The sequence below is a fragment of the Streptomyces sp. NPDC098781 genome (assembly GCF_044759995.1).
In the GTDB taxonomy this organism is placed as follows: Bacteria; Actinomycetota; Actinomycetes; order Streptomycetales; family Streptomycetaceae; genus Streptomyces.
In genome coordinates this window covers 147,175-161,986 of sequence record NZ_JBIWAK010000012.1, presented here as the reverse complement: position 1 = coordinate 161,986, position 14,812 = coordinate 147,175, and the positions used below count along the sequence as shown (strand labels likewise).

14 protein-coding genes are annotated in these 14,812 nt (G+C 70.3%); 9 read left to right on the top strand and 5 right to left on the bottom strand.

Features of this window, described 5'->3' with window-relative positions:
- Positions 1-230 precede the first annotated feature (230 nt).
- From ACIQWG_RS37495 to ACIQWG_RS37485, 3 genes are all read left to right on the top strand, one after another.
- Positions 231-2,015 carry a PQQ-binding-like beta-propeller repeat protein gene (locus tag ACIQWG_RS37495; RefSeq protein ID WP_404104510.1) on the top strand — a complete coding sequence of 595 codons (1,785 nt, stop codon included), beginning with the start codon at positions 231-233 and terminating at the stop codon, positions 2,013-2,015.
- A 65-nt stretch (positions 2,016-2,080) separates the two neighbouring features.
- Positions 2,081-3,883: a PQQ-binding-like beta-propeller repeat protein gene (locus ACIQWG_RS37490; protein WP_404104507.1), complete on the top strand. Its 1,803-nt coding sequence runs from the start codon at positions 2,081-2,083 to the stop codon at positions 3,881-3,883.
- A 306-nt stretch (positions 3,884-4,189) separates the two neighbouring features.
- Positions 4,190-4,885, top strand: coding sequence for a LuxR C-terminal-related transcriptional regulator (locus ACIQWG_RS37485; RefSeq protein WP_404104504.1), 696 nt, complete (start codon positions 4,190-4,192; stop codon positions 4,883-4,885).
- A 63-nt stretch (positions 4,886-4,948) separates the two neighbouring features.
- Here the strand turns inward: ACIQWG_RS37485 and ACIQWG_RS37480 are convergent, their stop codons facing one another.
- Positions 4,949-5,281 carry a hypothetical protein gene (locus tag ACIQWG_RS37480; RefSeq protein ID WP_404104501.1) on the bottom strand — a complete coding sequence of 111 codons (333 nt, stop codon included), beginning with the start codon at positions 5,279-5,281 and terminating at the stop codon, positions 4,949-4,951.
- A gap of 20 nt (positions 5,282-5,301) precedes the next feature.
- Positions 5,302-6,993 (bottom strand): sodium:solute symporter family protein, encoded by a 1,692-nt coding sequence (locus ACIQWG_RS37475; protein WP_404104498.1) that lies wholly within the window; start codon positions 6,991-6,993, stop codon positions 5,302-5,304.
- A gap of 159 nt (positions 6,994-7,152) precedes the next feature.
- Here ACIQWG_RS37475 and galT point away from each other — a divergent pair, with 159 nt between their 5' ends.
- The 3 genes from galT to galK are packed head-to-tail and all read left to right on the top strand — an operon-like array spanning position 7,153 to position 10,363.
- Complete coding sequence (galT, locus tag ACIQWG_RS37470) at positions 7,153-8,214, top strand: galactose-1-phosphate uridylyltransferase (RefSeq protein ID WP_404104495.1); 1,062 nt, start codon at positions 7,153-7,155, stop codon at positions 8,212-8,214.
- Positions 8,211-9,173, top strand: coding sequence for a UDP-glucose 4-epimerase GalE (gene galE, locus ACIQWG_RS37465; protein ID WP_404104494.1), 963 nt, complete (start codon positions 8,211-8,213; stop codon positions 9,171-9,173). The genes galT and galE overlap by 4 nt, the downstream gene beginning before the upstream one ends.
- A 26-nt stretch (positions 9,174-9,199) precedes the next feature.
- A complete protein-coding gene (galK, locus tag ACIQWG_RS37460; protein ID WP_404104492.1) occupies positions 9,200-10,363 on the top strand; it encodes a galactokinase in 1,164 nt (387 codons plus the stop codon).
- A 77-nt stretch (positions 10,364-10,440) separates the two neighbouring features.
- On the opposite strand, the gene ACIQWG_RS37455 is transcribed toward galK, so the two are convergent.
- Positions 10,441-11,349, bottom strand: coding sequence for a sulfotransferase family protein (locus tag ACIQWG_RS37455; RefSeq protein ID WP_404104490.1), 909 nt, complete (start codon positions 11,347-11,349; stop codon positions 10,441-10,443).
- A 41-nt stretch (positions 11,350-11,390) separates the two neighbouring features.
- Positions 11,391-11,852, bottom strand: a complete 462-nt coding sequence (locus ACIQWG_RS37450; RefSeq protein WP_404104655.1) for a GNAT family N-acetyltransferase — start codon at positions 11,850-11,852, stop codon at positions 11,391-11,393.
- Positions 11,853-12,124: 272 nt separating this feature from the next.
- Between ACIQWG_RS37450 and ACIQWG_RS37445 the strand changes: the two genes are divergently transcribed.
- The gene (locus tag ACIQWG_RS37445; protein ID WP_404104488.1) at positions 12,125-12,898 is read left to right on the top strand and encodes a LuxR C-terminal-related transcriptional regulator; all 774 of its coding nucleotides are present in this window, start codon (positions 12,125-12,127) and stop codon (positions 12,896-12,898) included.
- A gap of 116 nt (positions 12,899-13,014) precedes the next feature.
- Here the strand turns inward: ACIQWG_RS37445 and tamR are convergent, their stop codons facing one another.
- Positions 13,015-13,512: a MarR family transcriptional regulator TamR gene (tamR, locus tag ACIQWG_RS37440; RefSeq protein ID WP_059196100.1), complete on the bottom strand. Its 498-nt coding sequence runs from the start codon at positions 13,510-13,512 to the stop codon at positions 13,015-13,017.
- Positions 13,513-13,610: 98 nt separating this feature from the next.
- On the opposite strand from tamR, the gene ACIQWG_RS37435 reads away from it, so the two are divergent.
- Positions 13,611-14,420: a trans-aconitate 2-methyltransferase gene (locus ACIQWG_RS37435; RefSeq protein WP_404104485.1), complete on the top strand. Its 810-nt coding sequence runs from the start codon at positions 13,611-13,613 to the stop codon at positions 14,418-14,420.
- Entirely contained in the window at positions 14,417-14,785 is a 369-nt protein-coding gene (locus ACIQWG_RS37430) for a glyoxalase (protein ID WP_404104482.1), read from the top strand. The genes ACIQWG_RS37435 and ACIQWG_RS37430 overlap by 4 nt, the downstream gene beginning before the upstream one ends.
- The last annotated feature ends 27 nt before the right edge of the window (positions 14,786-14,812 follow it).

The following is a 14,812-nucleotide window of genomic DNA, read 5'->3' as shown; positions in this document are numbered from 1 at the left end:
GGGGGGCTCGCGCGAGCCGGAGCGCGCGCCTTGTGAAGGGGGCGTGAAGGTGCATAACGGCGGTATCACGGGCCGGTTCTCCCTTGGGTACAGCGGTGGATACGGCCCGGTGCGCTGTCGGTGGCGGGTGATAGAAAGGGCCGCCTGAGAACAGTCTGAGAAAAGCTGGTGTGGCAAAAACGCGACGGCACAGAACGTGGCACCACACCGGTCTCAAGGGGGAACCGCGCATGAGCCAGCCGCCCAACCAGCCGCCGCAGGGCGGTTTCGGCGCACCACAGGATCCACGGCAGGGCGGCTTCGGCGCGCCGCAGCCCCCGCAGACCCCGCCCCCGCCGCAGGGCCCGCCGCAGACGCCGCCGCCCCCGCAGGGCCCGCCGCCCGGCGCCCCGCAGCCCGGGTACGGCTACCCGCAGCAGCCGCCGGCCCAGCCGGGCCCGTACGCCTCCGGCCCGTACGCCCAACCCCAGCAGCAGCCGGGGCCGTACGGCCATCCGCAGCAGCCCGGCCCCTACGGCCAGCAGCCCGCCCCCGGTTACGGCTACCCGCCCCAGCCGCAGTACCCCGGCGCCCCCGGCATGCCGCCCGGCGGTTCGCGCAACCCCTTCAAGGGCAAGCCCGCCCTCGCCATCGGTGCCGCGGTCGCCGCGCTGATCGTCGTCGGCGCCACCGTGTACGCGGTGACCAGCGGCGACGACAAGGACGACAAGCCGGTCGCGCAGCAGAGCGACGACCCCAAGGGCTCCGACTCCCCGTCCGGCTCCGGCGACGAGAGCGAGGGCGGCGACGACCCGGAGAACCTCAACGCGGGCCGCCAGGCGGGCGAGTCGAAGGTGCTCTGGTACCAGTCGGCCCCCGACGCGCCCAAGTCCGGTGCGGACGCGCCCGGCATGTGGATCACCGACAAGACCGCGGTGAAGGCGGCGTACAAGCAGGTCTTCGCCTACAACGTCGCTGACGGCAAGGCCACTTGGGACCCGATCGCCTTCCCGGAGAAGATCTGCGCGGTCACCCCGCAGAAGTCGTCCGAGGACAAGATCGTCGTCGCGTACATGAACGGCGCCGGTGACCGCGCCAAGTGCAACCAGCTCCAGCAGGTCGACCTCAACACCGGTGAGAAGGGCTGGAAGGGCTCCGTCTCCAACGGCGAGCTGTTCGACAGCACCCTCGACGTCGAACTGTCCATCACGGGCAAGACGCTGCTGGTGGGCCGCTCGCAGTCGGGCACGGCGTACGACATCGACAGCGGCGAGAAGCTGTGGGACAAGAAGCGGTTCGGCGACAAGTGCTTCCCCGACGCGTTCGCGGGCGGTACGAAGCTGATCGCCGTCGCGTCCTGCGACGCCTCCGGCAGCAACGAGCACGACGCCGTCCAGGAGCTGGACCCCGCCACCGGCAAGGTGAAGTGGACCCTCGACTTCGACAAGGGCTGGCGCGTCGCCCGCGTCTTCTCGCTGGACCCGCTGGTCATCTACAGCACCAACGAGGACAAGAAGGCGGGCAACATCTCCGCGTTCACCTCCGGCGGCAAGACCCGCTCGCAGGTCGGCTTCAACATCGACATCGGTGCCGAGTGCGGCTGGGCCATCCTCCAGCGTGACCTCCAGGGGTGCAGCGGAGTGGTCGCCGACGCCGACACGCTCTACATGCCGACCAAGGCGACCGCCAGCGCCAACGAGATCGTGGCGATCAACCTCGCCAACGGCAAGGAGAAGTGGCGGGTGAAGTCCCCGGCGGACGAGTCGATGCTGCCGATCAAGGTCGAGGACGGCAAGCTCGTCGCGTACGTCCAGCCGTCGTACGACGCGGGCGGCCAGGTCGTGGCGATCCCGATCAGCGGGAGCAGCCACGAGCCGACGAAGCTGCTCCAGAACCCGGCGGGCGTCGCGAACATCGAGAACGGCTTCTTCTCCAAGGCGTACGACTGGGTCGACGGGCGTTTCTACCTCTCCAGCACCCGGCTGAGCGGCAACGACGACGCCAAGGAGAAGCTGATGCTCGCCTTCGGCAAGTGAGGCGTGCGCCAGTTGTGCCCTTCGCCGCCGTGTCCGCCGTCCCCCTCCCCTGAGGTACCCACGTCATGACCCAGCCGCCGCCCCCGCCGCCCAACGAGCCCCCGCAGGGCGGGTTCGGCCCGCCGCAGCCCCCCGCGCAGCCGCCCCAGGGCCCGCCCACCCCGCCGGCGCAGCCCGCCTACGGCTATCCCCAGGCGCCGCAACCCCAGCAGCAGCCGCCACAGTCACCACAGGGAACGCCGCCCCCGGCCACTCCGCCCGGGTACGGCTACCCCGCCCAGCAGCCCGCTCCGTACGGCCAGCCGCAGAACCCCTACGGCCAGCCCCAGAACCCGTACACCCAGCCGCCCGGCTACGGCTATCAGCAGCACACCACGCCCATGTACCCGCAGCCGGGGCAGGGCTCCGGTGGCGGCGGCCGGTCCAGCTCGCAGCTGGCGGTCATCGTGGCGGCCGCGGTCGTGGTGATCGCCCTGATCATCGGCGGTGGTGTGTGGCTCGCGCGGTCCGGTGACGAGGGCGGCAAGGACGACACCGCCGGCTCCAGCGGCGGCACCGGCGGCGGTGACGACCAGGGAGGCGGCGGATTCGACGCCCCCGACGGCACGGAGAAGGTGCCCGGCGACACCACCTCCCAGGTCCTCTTCCAGGTCCCGTCGCCCGACGTGGAGGACGACTCCAGCATCGTCGTGGCCGGCTCGTGGCTGACCGACAAGGCGTACGTCAAGAGCGGCGTGGCGGAGATCGTCGGCTACGACCCCGACAAGGGCAGCAAGCTGTGGTCGGTCAAGCTGCCCGGCCCGGTCTGCCAGGCCGCCCGGCACATCAACGAGGACGGCGTGACGGCCGTCGCCTTCGAGCCCGCGATGCCGACCAAGGACAAGCCCTCGCACGGCTGCACCCAGGTCGCGGCGATCGACCTCGACGCCGGCAAGAAGCTGTGGACCAAGACCGCCGAGGGCAAGTACGGCGCGATCCGGTACGACAACATCACGGTCAGCGGGGGCACGGTCGCCGCCGGTGGCACCTCGGGCGGGGCCGCGTGGGACATCGAGTCCGGCAAGCCGCGATGGGTCCCGAAGACCAACGACAGCTGCTTCGACCTCGGGTACGCGGGCGGCCCGAAGATGGTCGCGGTCCGCAAGTGCGGCAGCTACGACCAGCCCCAACTGAACATCCAGACCATCGACCCGACCACCGGGAAGGTGATCTCCGAGTACAAGATGGCCGAGGGCATCGACTACGCCAGCGTGGTGTCCACCGACCCCCTGGTCGTCGCGGCCAAGGTCGGTGATGTCGAGGGCGCCATCGGTATCTCGGACGTCTTCTCGATCGACAACAAGACCGGCAAGCTGCGGGTGCGCATCTCCGTGCCGGCCGATCAGTTCGCGGCCCGCTGCTCCGGCGTCACCACGATCGAGCAGTGCACGGGCGTCGTCGTCGGCAACGACCGGCTCTACGTGGAGACCGAACAGCACGACGGCAGCGGCGAGTACGGCCAGACCAACGAGATCGTCGCCTTCGACCTGGCCACCGGCAAGCAGACCGGGCAGCGGGCCGACGCCGGCGACCGGTACACGATCACTCCGCTGCGCATGGACGGCGGCAACGTGATCGCGTACAAGCGGCCGCCGTACGACAAGGGCGGGCAGATCGTCAGCGTCGACGGCGGAAGCTTCAAGGAGACGAAGCTGCTGGAGAACCCGGCCACGAGGGCGGTACGGGACGTCGAGATGCGGATGTCGCCGGAGTACTCCGAGATCCTCTACTCGCAGGGACATCTGTACATGTCCGCCAGGTTCGCGAGTGAACTGGGCAGTTCCGATCTCCGGAAGTCGCATGTGATCGCGTTCGGTGCGAGCGGCTGACGGACTTCACCCCTCGGTCGTTCGGAACGGCCCCGTCCCTGCTCGGGACGGGGCCGTTCGCGTACCGTCTCATCGGCCTCGAATGCGGGAAAAGCCAGAAAATCCGCCGTTCCGGGGCACTTCTCGCCGGTAGGGGGAGCGCAACGTCGAACAAGCGTGTAGCTTCCGGGGGCATGAAGGGCGGGGGAGCCGGGAGGGGGCTCCTGTCCGCGCGGACCAGTGGGCATCCATGGTGCGACATCCGGACTGGAGTGATCCGTCCTGGGTAGTGATGGGGATCCATTGGGGGGACTGGGGGGTTGCTCGATGGGAGTTCGGCTCATGGTGGTCGACGACCACCGATTGCTCGCCGAGGCGCTGGCCTCGGCACTGAAGCTGCGGGGGCACCGGGTGCTGGCCGCGGCGGCGCCCGCCGCGGGGGCGGCGGAACTGGTGATCACGCGGGCGCCCGAGGTGTGCCTGCTGGGCACGGCGACGCCCGCGGAGCCGGGGATGTTCGACCCGGTGGCGAAGATCAAGCGGGAACGCCCGCAGGTGGCGGTGCTGGTGCTCGGCCCGGTGCCGAGCCCGCGCGGCATAGCGGCGGCGTTCGCGGCCGGGGCCTCCGGCTATGTCCGGCACGACGAACGCATAGAGGGCGTCGAGCGGGCGATCATGAAGGCGCGGGCCGGGGAGGCGGCGGTGGCACCGCAGTTGCTCCAGGGCGCGTTCAGCGAGTTGCTGAACCCCGCGGCCCAGCCGGACGACGAGGGCCAGCGCCTGCTCCAGATGCTCACCCCGCGCGAGGTCGAGGTCCTGGTCCGTGTCGCCGACGGCGAGGACACCCGCCTGATCGCGGCCGGCATGGGCATCGCCCCGTCCACCGCACGCACCCATGTGCAACGGGTGCTGATGAAACTGGGCGTCGGTTCAAGGCTGGAGGCAGCGGCGCTGGCGGCGCGAACGGGGTTGCTGGACCGGGCGGGGCCGATGCCGCAGGGGATGCCGGGGGACGAGCCGTGACTTGTCTTCCGGCCCGTCCGGGGGCGGTGGGGGCGAGAAGGAAACCCCCCGCCCCCACCGGCGTCAGTCCCTGGGCTCCTCCCCGGGCTCCACGGCCGGCGGCGGCGGAGCCACGGGCCGCAGCTTCAGCCAGGCCAGGAAGAAGAGCCCGAGAAGCAGCATTCCCAACCCGGTCCAGAGGTTGATGTTGACGCCCTCGGCCTTGTCGATCGTGGCGTCGTCGTCCGTCAGCCCGACGATCGTGACGATGACGCCGTAGAGCACGAACAGCCCGCCGATGATGCGCCGGATGTCGAAGAGCCGGGCGGCCGTCGTGGACTTCTCCTGAAGCTCGCTGACCTCGTGCTGCACGTCCTTGTCGGAGTATCCGGGGCGTTCGGAGTGGTGGTCGCTCATGGTCTGTCAGTCCTCCGTCGTCAGAACGAGAACGGGATGTAGCAGGCGGCGGCCAGCACGACCGCGCCCCACCCCAGCAGCGCCGGCTTGCGGTACCAGGCGTCGTCCCCCTCGGCCGGCGGCTCGGCCATGCCCGGCGAGCGGGTGCCGTAGACCAGGCCCTTGAGTTCCTCCGCCGGCTTGGGGGCCGTGAAGAGGGAGACGGCCACCATGACGACTCCGCCGGCCACGAAGCCCGCGATCGCGGAGACGAAGTTCGCGCCCTGGTCGGAGGGGATCGAGATGATGTCCTGCTTGTAGAGGACGAAGTAGTTGATCATCGCCGCCGTGGTGCCGGCCAGCAGACCCCAGAAGCCCGACTTCATCGACGCCCGCTTCCAGAACATACCGACGATGAAGACCACGAACATCGGCACGTTGAAGAAGGAGAACAGCGTCTGGAGGTAGCTCATGATGTTCGAGAACGACGAGGCGAGGAACGCCGTGCCGATCGAGGCGAGCACGCCGATCGCCGTGATCAGCCGGCCGAAGCGGACGTAGTAGGAGTCCTCGCGGTCCTTCACCACGTACTTCGCCCAGATGTCGGTGGTGAACACCGTGTTGAAGGACGACACGTTCGCCGCCATGCCCGCCATGAAGGCGGCCAGCAGACCGGTCACCGCGATGCCCAGGACGCCGTTGGGCAGCAGTCCCTCCATGAGGTAGGGGATCGCGTCGTTGTACTGGTAGCCGGACTCCTCCGTGCCGAAGCCGGGGACCAGTGCCGCGGCGGCCAGCCCCGGGATCATCACCAGGAACACGATGAAGATCTTCGGGAACGCCGCGATCAGCGGGGTGCGCTGGGCCGCCGAGAGGTTCTTCGCGGACAGTGCCCGCTGGACCTCCGCGAAGTTCGTCGTCCAGTAGCCGAAGGACAGCACGAAGCCGAGGCCGAGGACGATGGTCAGCCAGTTCGCGCCGAGCGGGTTGGCGTCGCCGATGCCCGTGCCGCCCCAGGCGGTGACGAAGTCGTCGCCGTGGGTCTGGGTCAGCTTGTCCGACAGCCCGTCCCAGCCTCCCACCTTCTTCAGGGACAGCACGGTGATCGGGATCAGCGCGGCCAGGATCACGAAGAACTGGAGGACCTCGTTGTAGATCGCCGACGACAGGCCGCCGAGGGTGATGTACGCGAGGACGAAGAAGCCCGCGACGACGATCGCCACCCATTGAGGCCAGCCCAGCAGGGCCTCGACCACGATCGCCAGGGCGTACAGGTTCACCCCGGCGATCAGGATCGCGGCGAAGGCGAACAGGACCGAGCTGAGCAGATGGGCCCACCGGTCGAAGCGCAGCAGGAGGAACTCGGGCACCGAGCGCACTTTGCTGCCGTAGTAGAAGGGCATCATCACCAGGCCGAGGAACACCATGGCCGGGATGGCGCCGATCCAGTACCAGTGGACGGTGTAGGCACCGTACTGGGCGCTGTTGGCGGCCATGCCGAGGATCTCGGTGGCGGCCAGGTTGGCGGAGATGAAGGCCAGACCGGTGACCCAGGCGGGCAGCGAGCGGCCGGACAGAAAGAAGTCGAGGCTGGTCTTCACCGACTTGCGGGCGGCGAATCCGATGCCCAGCACGACGACGAAGTAGATGCCGAGGAGCGTGTAGTCGAGCCAGTTCGTGGGGAGCCGTAGCTCGGCGGCGAGGTAGGTGGGGGAATCTGTGGGGGTTTGCATGAGTACTCGCTTCGTTGAGCGAACCGATACAGAGCGGAACCTACGCCGCCGTGTTCAGTAATTGAACACGTCTGATGATGCTCTTTGTTTGATTGTGATGTTGACGGAGGTGGTGAGTTGTGTTTCTCTGTGTTTAGTTCTGTTGGATGGGAGCCCGGCGTGAAGAAGACCTCGACCCGACTGGCCGACGGTCGTGAGCTCGTCTATTACGACCTGCGGGACGACACCGTGCGGGACGCGGCCGACCGCCGTCCCCTGGACCCGACCGTCACGTCGTCCGAGGTCCGTCATGACGTGCTGCTCGGGGACGCCGTCGCGGTCGCCTCGCACCGGCAGGGGCGGACCTATCACCCGCCGGCCGACCAGTGCCCGCTGTGCCCCTCGCACGGCGACCGGCTCAGCGAGATCCCCGACTCGTCGTACGACGTCGTCGTGTTCGAGAACCGCTTCCCCTCGCTCGCCGGGGACTCCGGGCGCTGCGAGGTCGTCTGCTTCACCTCCGACCACAACGCGTCCTTCGCCGGCCTGACCGAGGAGCAGGCGCGGCTCGTGCTCGACGCGTGGACCGACCGGACCTCCGAGCTGTCGTCGCTGCCCGCCGTCGAGCAGGTGTTCTGCTTCGAGAACCGCGGCGCCGAGATCGGCGTGACCCTCCAGCACCCCCACGGACAGATCTACGCCTACCCCTTCACCACCCCGCGCACCGCCCTGATGCTGCGCTCCCTCGCCGCCCACAAGGACGCCACCGGCGGGGAGAACCTGTTCGACGCCGTCCTGGAGCGTGAACTCGCCGGTGAGCGGGTCGTCCTGGAGGGTGAACACTGGGCGGCCTTCGTGCCGTACGCCGCGCACTGGCCGTACGAGGTCCACCTGTACCCCAAGCGCCGCGTGCCCGATCTGCTGGCGCTCGACGAGGACGCCCGCTCAGAGTTCCCCCAGGTTTATCTGGAACTCTTGAGGCGCTTCGACCGGATCTTCGGGGAAGGTGAGCCGCCCACGCCGTACATCGCCGCCTGGCACCAGGCGCCGTTCGGCACACTGGACGGGTTCGAGGGTGTGAACAGGGACGACTTCGCTCTTCACCTCGAGCTTTTCACCATCCGCCGCACTTCCGGCAAGCTGAAGTTCCTCGCGGGTTCCGAGTCCGGCATGAGCGTGTTCATCAACGACGTGCCGCCGGAGCGCGCGGCCGAGCGACTGCGAGAGGTAGCGAGTAGATGAGTGGGAAGTTTCTGGTCACCGGTGGCGCGGGTTACGTGGGCAGCGTGGTCGCGCAGCACCTGATCGAGGCCGGGGACGAGGTCGTCGTGCTCGACAACCTCTCCACCGGCTTCCGTGAGGGTGTGCCGTCGGGGGCGTCGTTCATCGAGGGCGACATCCGTGACGCCGCCAAGTGGCTGGACTCCTCCTTCGACGCGGTGCTGCACTTCGCCGCGTTCTCGCAGGTCGGCGAGTCGGTGGTCAAGCCGGAGAAGTACTGGGACAACAACGTCGGCGGCACCATGGCGCTGCTCGGCGCCATGCGCGAGGCGGGCGTGCGCAAGCTGGTCTTCTCCTCCACGGCCGCCACCTACGGCGAGCCGGAGCAGGTGCCGATCGTCGAGTCGGCGCCGACGCGGCCCACGAACCCCTACGGCGCCTCCAAGCTCGCCGTCGACCACATGATCACCGGCGAGGCCGCGGCCCACGGCCTCGGAGCGGTGTCCCTGCGCTACTTCAACGTCGCGGGCGCCTACGGCGAGTACGGCGAGCGCCACGACCCCGAGTCGCACCTGATCCCGCTCGTCCTCCAGGTCGCCCAGGGCAGGCGCGACGCCATCTCCGTCTTCGGCGACGACTACCCGACGCCGGACGGCACCTGCGTGCGCGACTACATCCACGTCGCTGACCTGGCCGACGCCCACCTGCTGGCGCTGAAGGCCGCCACCGCGGGCGAGCACCTCATCTGCAACCTCGGCAACGGCGAGGGCTTCTCCGTCCGCCAGGTCATCGAGACCGTCCGCCAGGTCACCGGGCACCCGATCCCCGAGGTCATGGCCGCGCGCCGGGGCGGCGACCCGGCGGTCCTGGTGGCCGGCGCCGACACCGCCCGCGAGCGGCTCGGCTGGAACCCGTCCCGCGCGGACCTCGCGGGGATCGTCGCGGACGCCTGGGAGTTCGCGCAGCGGCGCGACAAGTAGAACGCAGGAAAGGTCAGGGCCAGGGGATGAGTGTCGACAGGGCAGCCGAGGTCGCCGAGCGGTTCAGGGAGCTGTACGGGGCCGAGCCGGAGGGGGTGTGGGCGGCGCCCGGCCGGGTCAACCTGATCGGCGAGCACACCGACTACAACGACGGCTTCGTCATGCCGTTCGCGCTGCCGCACACCGCGGTCGCGGCGGTCTCACGGCGTGACGACGGCGTACTGCGGCTGCACTCCGCCGATGTCGAGGGCGGTGTCGTGGAACTGCGCGTCGACGACCTGGCCCCCGAGTCGGACCGGAACTGGACCGCGTACCCCTCGGGCGTGGTCTGGGCGCTGCGCCAGGCCGGCCACCCGGTGACCGGCGCCGACATCCACCTGGCCTCGACGGTCCCGGCGGGCGCGGGCCTGTCGTCGTCGGCGGCTCTGGAGGTCGTCGTGGCGCTCGCGCTCAACGACCTGTGCGAACTCGGCCTGAAGGGCTGGCAGCTGGCCCGGCTGTGCCAGCGCGCGGAGAACGTCTACGTCGGCGCCCCCGTCGGGATCATGGACCAGACGGCGTCCGCGTGCTGCGAGGCCGGCCACGCCCTGTTCCTCGACACCCGGGACCTGTCGCAGAAGCAGATCCCCTTCGACCTGGCCGCCGAGGGCATGCGGCTGCTGGTCGTCGACACCCAGGTCAAGCACTCGCACAGCGAGGGCGAGTACGGCAAGCGCCGCGCGGGCTGCGAGAAGGGCGCGGCCCTGCTGGGCGTGGACGCGCTCAGGGACGTCGACTACGACGAGCTGGACGCGGCCCTGGACCGGCTCGGCGACGACGAGGAGGTGCGCCGCCTGGTGCGCCATGTCGTCACCGAGGACCAGCGGGTCGAGCGGGTGGTCTCGCTGCTGGAGTCGGGCCGGACCCGGGCGATCGGCCCGGTCCTGACCGAGGGGCACGCCTCACTGCGGGACGACTTCCGCATCTCCTGCCCGGAGCTGGACCTGGTCGTGGACACCGCGCTGGCCAACGGCGCCCTGGGCGCCCGGATGACGGGCGGCGGCTTCGGCGGCTCGGCGATCGTGCTGGCCGAGGCGACGGACGTCGAGACCGTCACCAAGGCGGTCGAGGAGGCCTTCGCCGCCGCCGGGTTCGTGGCGCCGCGGGTGTTCGAGGCGGTGCCGGCGGCGGGCGCGCGGCGGCTGAGCTGACACCGGGCGAGGTGTGCGGGGGCCGGAGACGGAGGCGCGCCCTCAGCCCCGCCGCCGTCTCCGGCTCGGTCTCGGTCTCAGAGATAACCCCACGCCCGGCACATCGGCCGCAGCACCTCGGCGATCTCGTCCTCGGCCGGTGCGGGGCGGTCCGGCTGCACCCGGCCGGAGCGGATCTTGTCGTTCCAGTCGCCGAAGCCACCGCCCAGCACGGCTCCGTCCAGGCTGCTGCCGTAGTCGAGCATGCCGGGTTCGAAGTCGAGGTCCAGGAAACGGCAGATCGCGCGGAGTTCGCGGGCCGGGTCGGTGGTGAGGTCCTCGTAGCGCAGGATGTGCCCGCCGACCTCGGCGTGCGCCTCCTCCATGGCCTCCATGTACTGAAGCACCCGCTCGGCCGCCTCCTCGCGGGTGCGGTCCGGGACGGCCTCGTGCCAGGAACGGGCCACCGCGGCGGGGTGCCGGCGCAGAAAGAGGAACCGGGCGTCGGGCCAGGCCTCGGCGATGCGCCGCCAGGCGAAGGCGTTGCCCGGGGTCTTCTCCACGACGAACGACTTGCCGGACTTCACCAGTTCCCGGTGCAGGGTGCGGTCCCACAGCAGCGCTTCGAGCTCCTCGTGGCCGAGGCCGAGGGCGCGCATGGACTTCTCGGTGGGGCTGTGGGTCTTGAAGTAGACCTCCAGACCGGTCAGATGCAGCTCGTGCGAGGCGTGCAGCCGGGAGTGCGCGCCCAGCATCATGCGCAGCAGGGTCGACCCGGACCGCACCGAGGTCAGGATGAACACCGGCCGCTTCAGCAGCCGGTCGACGGCCGGATCCACCGGCCTGTGCGCGGCCCCGGTCCCGGCCGTGGGCCGTTCCGGACGCGGGCCGCGCGGTGTGGGGATGGCGCCGAGGTTGCCCGACCGGGCCGGGGGCGGCTGCACCCGCCGTACCTGGTATCCGGTCCTCGCACCGATCTTCGAGTTCAGCTTCCGCAGCATGCTCATGGGGCGGAGGGTAGGAGCCGTGTCTGAGACGACACTGAGACTCAGCTTGATCCCAGATGTTTGGTCAGTGTGAACTCGGTGATCCCCGGCGGATAGTCCGGAATCACACAAACCACCTCATACCCCTGCCTCTTGTAGAACTCCGGCGCCTGGAAGTCCCACGTCTCCAGGCGTACGGCGGTGCAGCCCCGTTCGTCGCGGGCCATGCGCTCCGCGTAGGCGAGCAACTGCGAACCGAGGCTCCGGCCGCGATGGCGTTCGTCGACCCAGAGGTAGGTGACATGGAGCCAGGTGGTCCAGGTGTGACCGACCAGACCGCCGGCCAGGTCGCCGGCGTCGTCCAACACCCAGACGTGGAGCGGAAGTTCTCGTTCACCTGGGGTTCCGCGCAGGGCGCGCAGGATCGGGGAGGCCGCCGTGTTGGCGTCCCGCAGCCGCCGGCGGAGCAGATCCAGCCGTGATTTGTCGACTTCTGTCTCCAGACGAAACATGCGGCTCACCATAAACGCGTCAGCCAACCAGTTCTGCAAATTGCCTTCCGCTCCTGCCACCCGCCCGTACTCTGATGAACGGCACCGGTGGGGGCCGGTGCTGATCAGGGGGCGAGACAGGTCGGGTACGACGCCCGAAGTGGGGGTAGCAGTCTCTGCACGGCGGCGGCCGTGCGGCCATCCGCGCTTCGGGTGTCGTGCTCGCGACGGTGTTCGTCTCCCGGTGTCGTCCTCATGACGATGGGGTATCCCCTGCTCTTCGAGAGCTTGGGGAAGGGGGTTTCGTGGTTCGCATCCGAGTCCTGGTCGTCGACGACCATCGCATCTTCGCCGAGTCGCTCGCCGCCGCCCTGGCCGCAGAGCCCGATGTCGACGTCTCAGCCGCGGGCAGCGGTCCGGCGGCGCTGCGCAGTCTGGAGCGCGCGGCGGCCGAGGGGCGCCGGTTCGACGTGCTGCTCGTCGACGCCGACCTGGGCGGGAGTGTGCCGGGCGTCCGGCCGGCCGTGCCGGTTCAGGAGGTGGGGGAGGACGGGCTGGTCGACGGCATATCGCTGGTCGCCGGGGTCCGCTCGGCGCAGCCCGCCGTACGGATCGTCGTCCTCGCCGAGAAGGACGATCCGCGCCGGGCCGCGCTCGCCCTTCAGGCCGGGGCGTCCGGGTGGGTGGCCAAGGACTGCTCGCTGTCCCGGCTGCTCACCGTCATCCGCGGTGTCCTGCGCGACGAGACGCATCTGCCGCCGGCCCTGCTCACGGGGGTCCTGCGGGAGCTGACGGCCGCGCGCAAGCACCGCACCGAGAGCGAACGGCTGGTGGAGTCCCTGACCCCGCGCGAGCGTGAGGTGCTGCGCTGCATGGTGGCGGGGCTGGGCCGCAAGGCCGTCGCCGAACGCCTGTTCCTCTCCCCGCATACGGTCCGCACCCATATGCAGAACGTCCTCGGCAAGCTGGGCGTCCACTCGACCCTGGCCGCGGTCGCGCTCGCGCGGCGGGCGGGGGTCGGGCCGGTCGACTTGGGCCCGGCAAGCCGGATCCTGCCGGAGGAGAGCAGCAGCGCCTGATCAGCGCCCCTGAGCGGCAGCGCCGCTACAGGGGCGCGGGGCTGTGTCGATCGGCGGCTCCGCCGCATGGGCGCGGCAAGCCACGGCGGCGCCGCGGCCGAACGGTGGCGCCGCGGTCAGCCAGGGATGTTGTCGAACGGCGCTGTCAGCTGCCGCAGCAGCCCTGCCAGTTCACCGCGCTGGGCACGTGACAGCTCGGCGAGGATCGCGCGTTCCTGGTCCAGCAGCCCGGCGAGGGCCTGGTCGGCACGGTCGCGGCCCTCGTCGGTGAGGCGGACGAGTACGCCGCGCCGGTCGCTGGGGTCGGGGAGGCGCTCCACCAGGCCCTTCTTGGCCAGGCGGTCGATGCGGTTCGTCATCGTGCCCGAGGTGACCAGGGTCTGCGTCAGCAGCTGTCCCGGGGAGAGCTGGTACGGCGTCCCCGCGCGCCTGAGCGCGGTCAGCACGTCGAACTCCCAGGGCTCCAGGCTGTGCTCGGAGAAGGCCAGCCGGCGTGCGCGATCCAGGTGCCGGGCCAGTCTGCTCACCCGGCTGAGCACCTCGAGCGGTTCCACGTCGAGGTCCGGGCGCTCCCGGCGCCACGCTGCGACCAGCCGATCGACCTCGTCCTCCATGACGATCAGTGTAGTGGTTGTGTCGACGTGAAGTCTCTTGACGTCAAGATATCTCTCGGGGCAGGCTGGAGGACGACGTAGAGACAGGAGACCCCGCCATGTCCGCCGCCGCTCCCACCTGGGACCCCGCCCAGTACCTGCGCCACGCCGACCACCGCGCCCGCCCCTTCATCGACCTCCTCGCCCGCGTCCCCGACCTCCCCGCCGAGCGCCCCCGCGTCGCCGACCTCGGCTGCGGCCCCGGCAACGTCACCGCCCTGCTCGCCGCACGCTGGCCCACCGCGCACATCACCGGCTACGACAACTCCGCCGAGATGCTCGACCGGGCCCACGTCGAGCACGAGGGCCCGACCGCGGGCGGCGGCCGCCTCGACTTCACCCACGCCGACGTACGGACCTGGACGCCCGAAGAGCCGTACGACCTGATCGTCAGCAACGCCACCCTCCAGTGGGTACCGGCCCACGCCGAGCGCTTCGGCGACTGGATCACCGCCCTGCGGCCCGGCGGCACCTTCGCCTTCCAGGTCCCCGGCAACTTCGACGCCCCCAGCCACCGCCTGATGCGCGAGATCGCACCCCGCCACGGCCTCGCCGACACCCTGCGCCACGACGACGCCGTACTCGACCCGCGGGCCTATCTGAGCAGGCTGGCCGACCTGGGCTGCGCCGCCGACGTCTGGGAGACGACGTACGTCCACCTCCTGACCGGTGCGGATCCGGTGCTGGACTGGGTGAAGGGGACCGGACTGCGTCCCGTCCTGACCGCGCTCGCCGACGAACCCGAGGCACGCGAGGCGTTCCTCGACGAGTACCGGGCCGCCCTGCGCGAGGCCTATCCGCCCGGCGCGCACGGCACCCCGTTCCCGTTCCGCCGCATCTTCGCCGTGGCCCGCAAGGAGGCCCGGTGATCACCGCCGTCGACCACGTCCAGCTCGCGGCCCCACCCGGCTCGCAGGACCTGCTGCGGACGTACTACGTGGACGTCCTCGGCATGACCGAGATCCCCAAGCCACCCGCCCTCGCCGCACGCGGAGGCTGCTGGTTCCAGGCCGGCACCGTCCAGCTGCACCTCGGCATCGAGACGGACTTCCGGCCCGCGAAGAAGGCACACCCCGGGCTGCGCGTCAGCGGGATCGAGGCGTACGGCGCCCGGCTGGCGGCCCACGGCGCTCACGTGGAGTGGGACGACAACCTGCCGGGACACCGGCGCTGCTACTCCTACGACCCCGTCGGGAACCGGCTGGAGTTCCTTGAACCCCGGACCACTGTTTGAGCGGTGCCGCTGAGGGTCACCCGCTCA

Bases quoted from the DNA above. Each gene is read 5' to 3' on its own strand.
- ACIQWG_RS37495 (WP_404104510.1), top strand. From the start codon at position 231: ATGAGCCAGCCGCCCAACCAGCCGCCGCAGGGCGGTTTCGGCGCACCA.
- ACIQWG_RS37490 (WP_404104507.1), top strand. From the start codon at position 2,081: ATGACCCAGCCGCCGCCCCCGCCGCCCAACGAGCCCCCGCAGGGCGGG.
- ACIQWG_RS37485 (WP_404104504.1), top strand. From the start codon at position 4,190: ATGGGAGTTCGGCTCATGGTGGTCGACGACCACCGATTGCTCGCCGAG.
- ACIQWG_RS37480 (WP_404104501.1), bottom strand. From the start codon at position 5,281: ATGAGCGACCACCACTCCGAACGCCCCGGATACTCCGACAAGGACGTG.
- ACIQWG_RS37475 (WP_404104498.1), bottom strand. From the start codon at position 6,993: ATGCAAACCCCCACAGATTCCCCCACCTACCTCGCCGCCGAGCTACGG.
- galE (WP_404104494.1), top strand. From the start codon at position 8,211: ATGAGTGGGAAGTTTCTGGTCACCGGTGGCGCGGGTTACGTGGGCAGC.
- galK (WP_404104492.1), top strand. From the start codon at position 9,200: ATGAGTGTCGACAGGGCAGCCGAGGTCGCCGAGCGGTTCAGGGAGCTG.
- ACIQWG_RS37455 (WP_404104490.1), bottom strand. From the start codon at position 11,349: ATGAGCATGCTGCGGAAGCTGAACTCGAAGATCGGTGCGAGGACCGGA.
- ACIQWG_RS37450 (WP_404104655.1), bottom strand. From the start codon at position 11,852: ATGGTGAGCCGCATGTTTCGTCTGGAGACAGAAGTCGACAAATCACGG.
- tamR (WP_059196100.1), bottom strand. From the start codon at position 13,512: ATGGAGGACGAGGTCGATCGGCTGGTCGCAGCGTGGCGCCGGGAGCGC.
- ACIQWG_RS37435 (WP_404104485.1), top strand. From the start codon at position 13,611: ATGTCCGCCGCCGCTCCCACCTGGGACCCCGCCCAGTACCTGCGCCAC.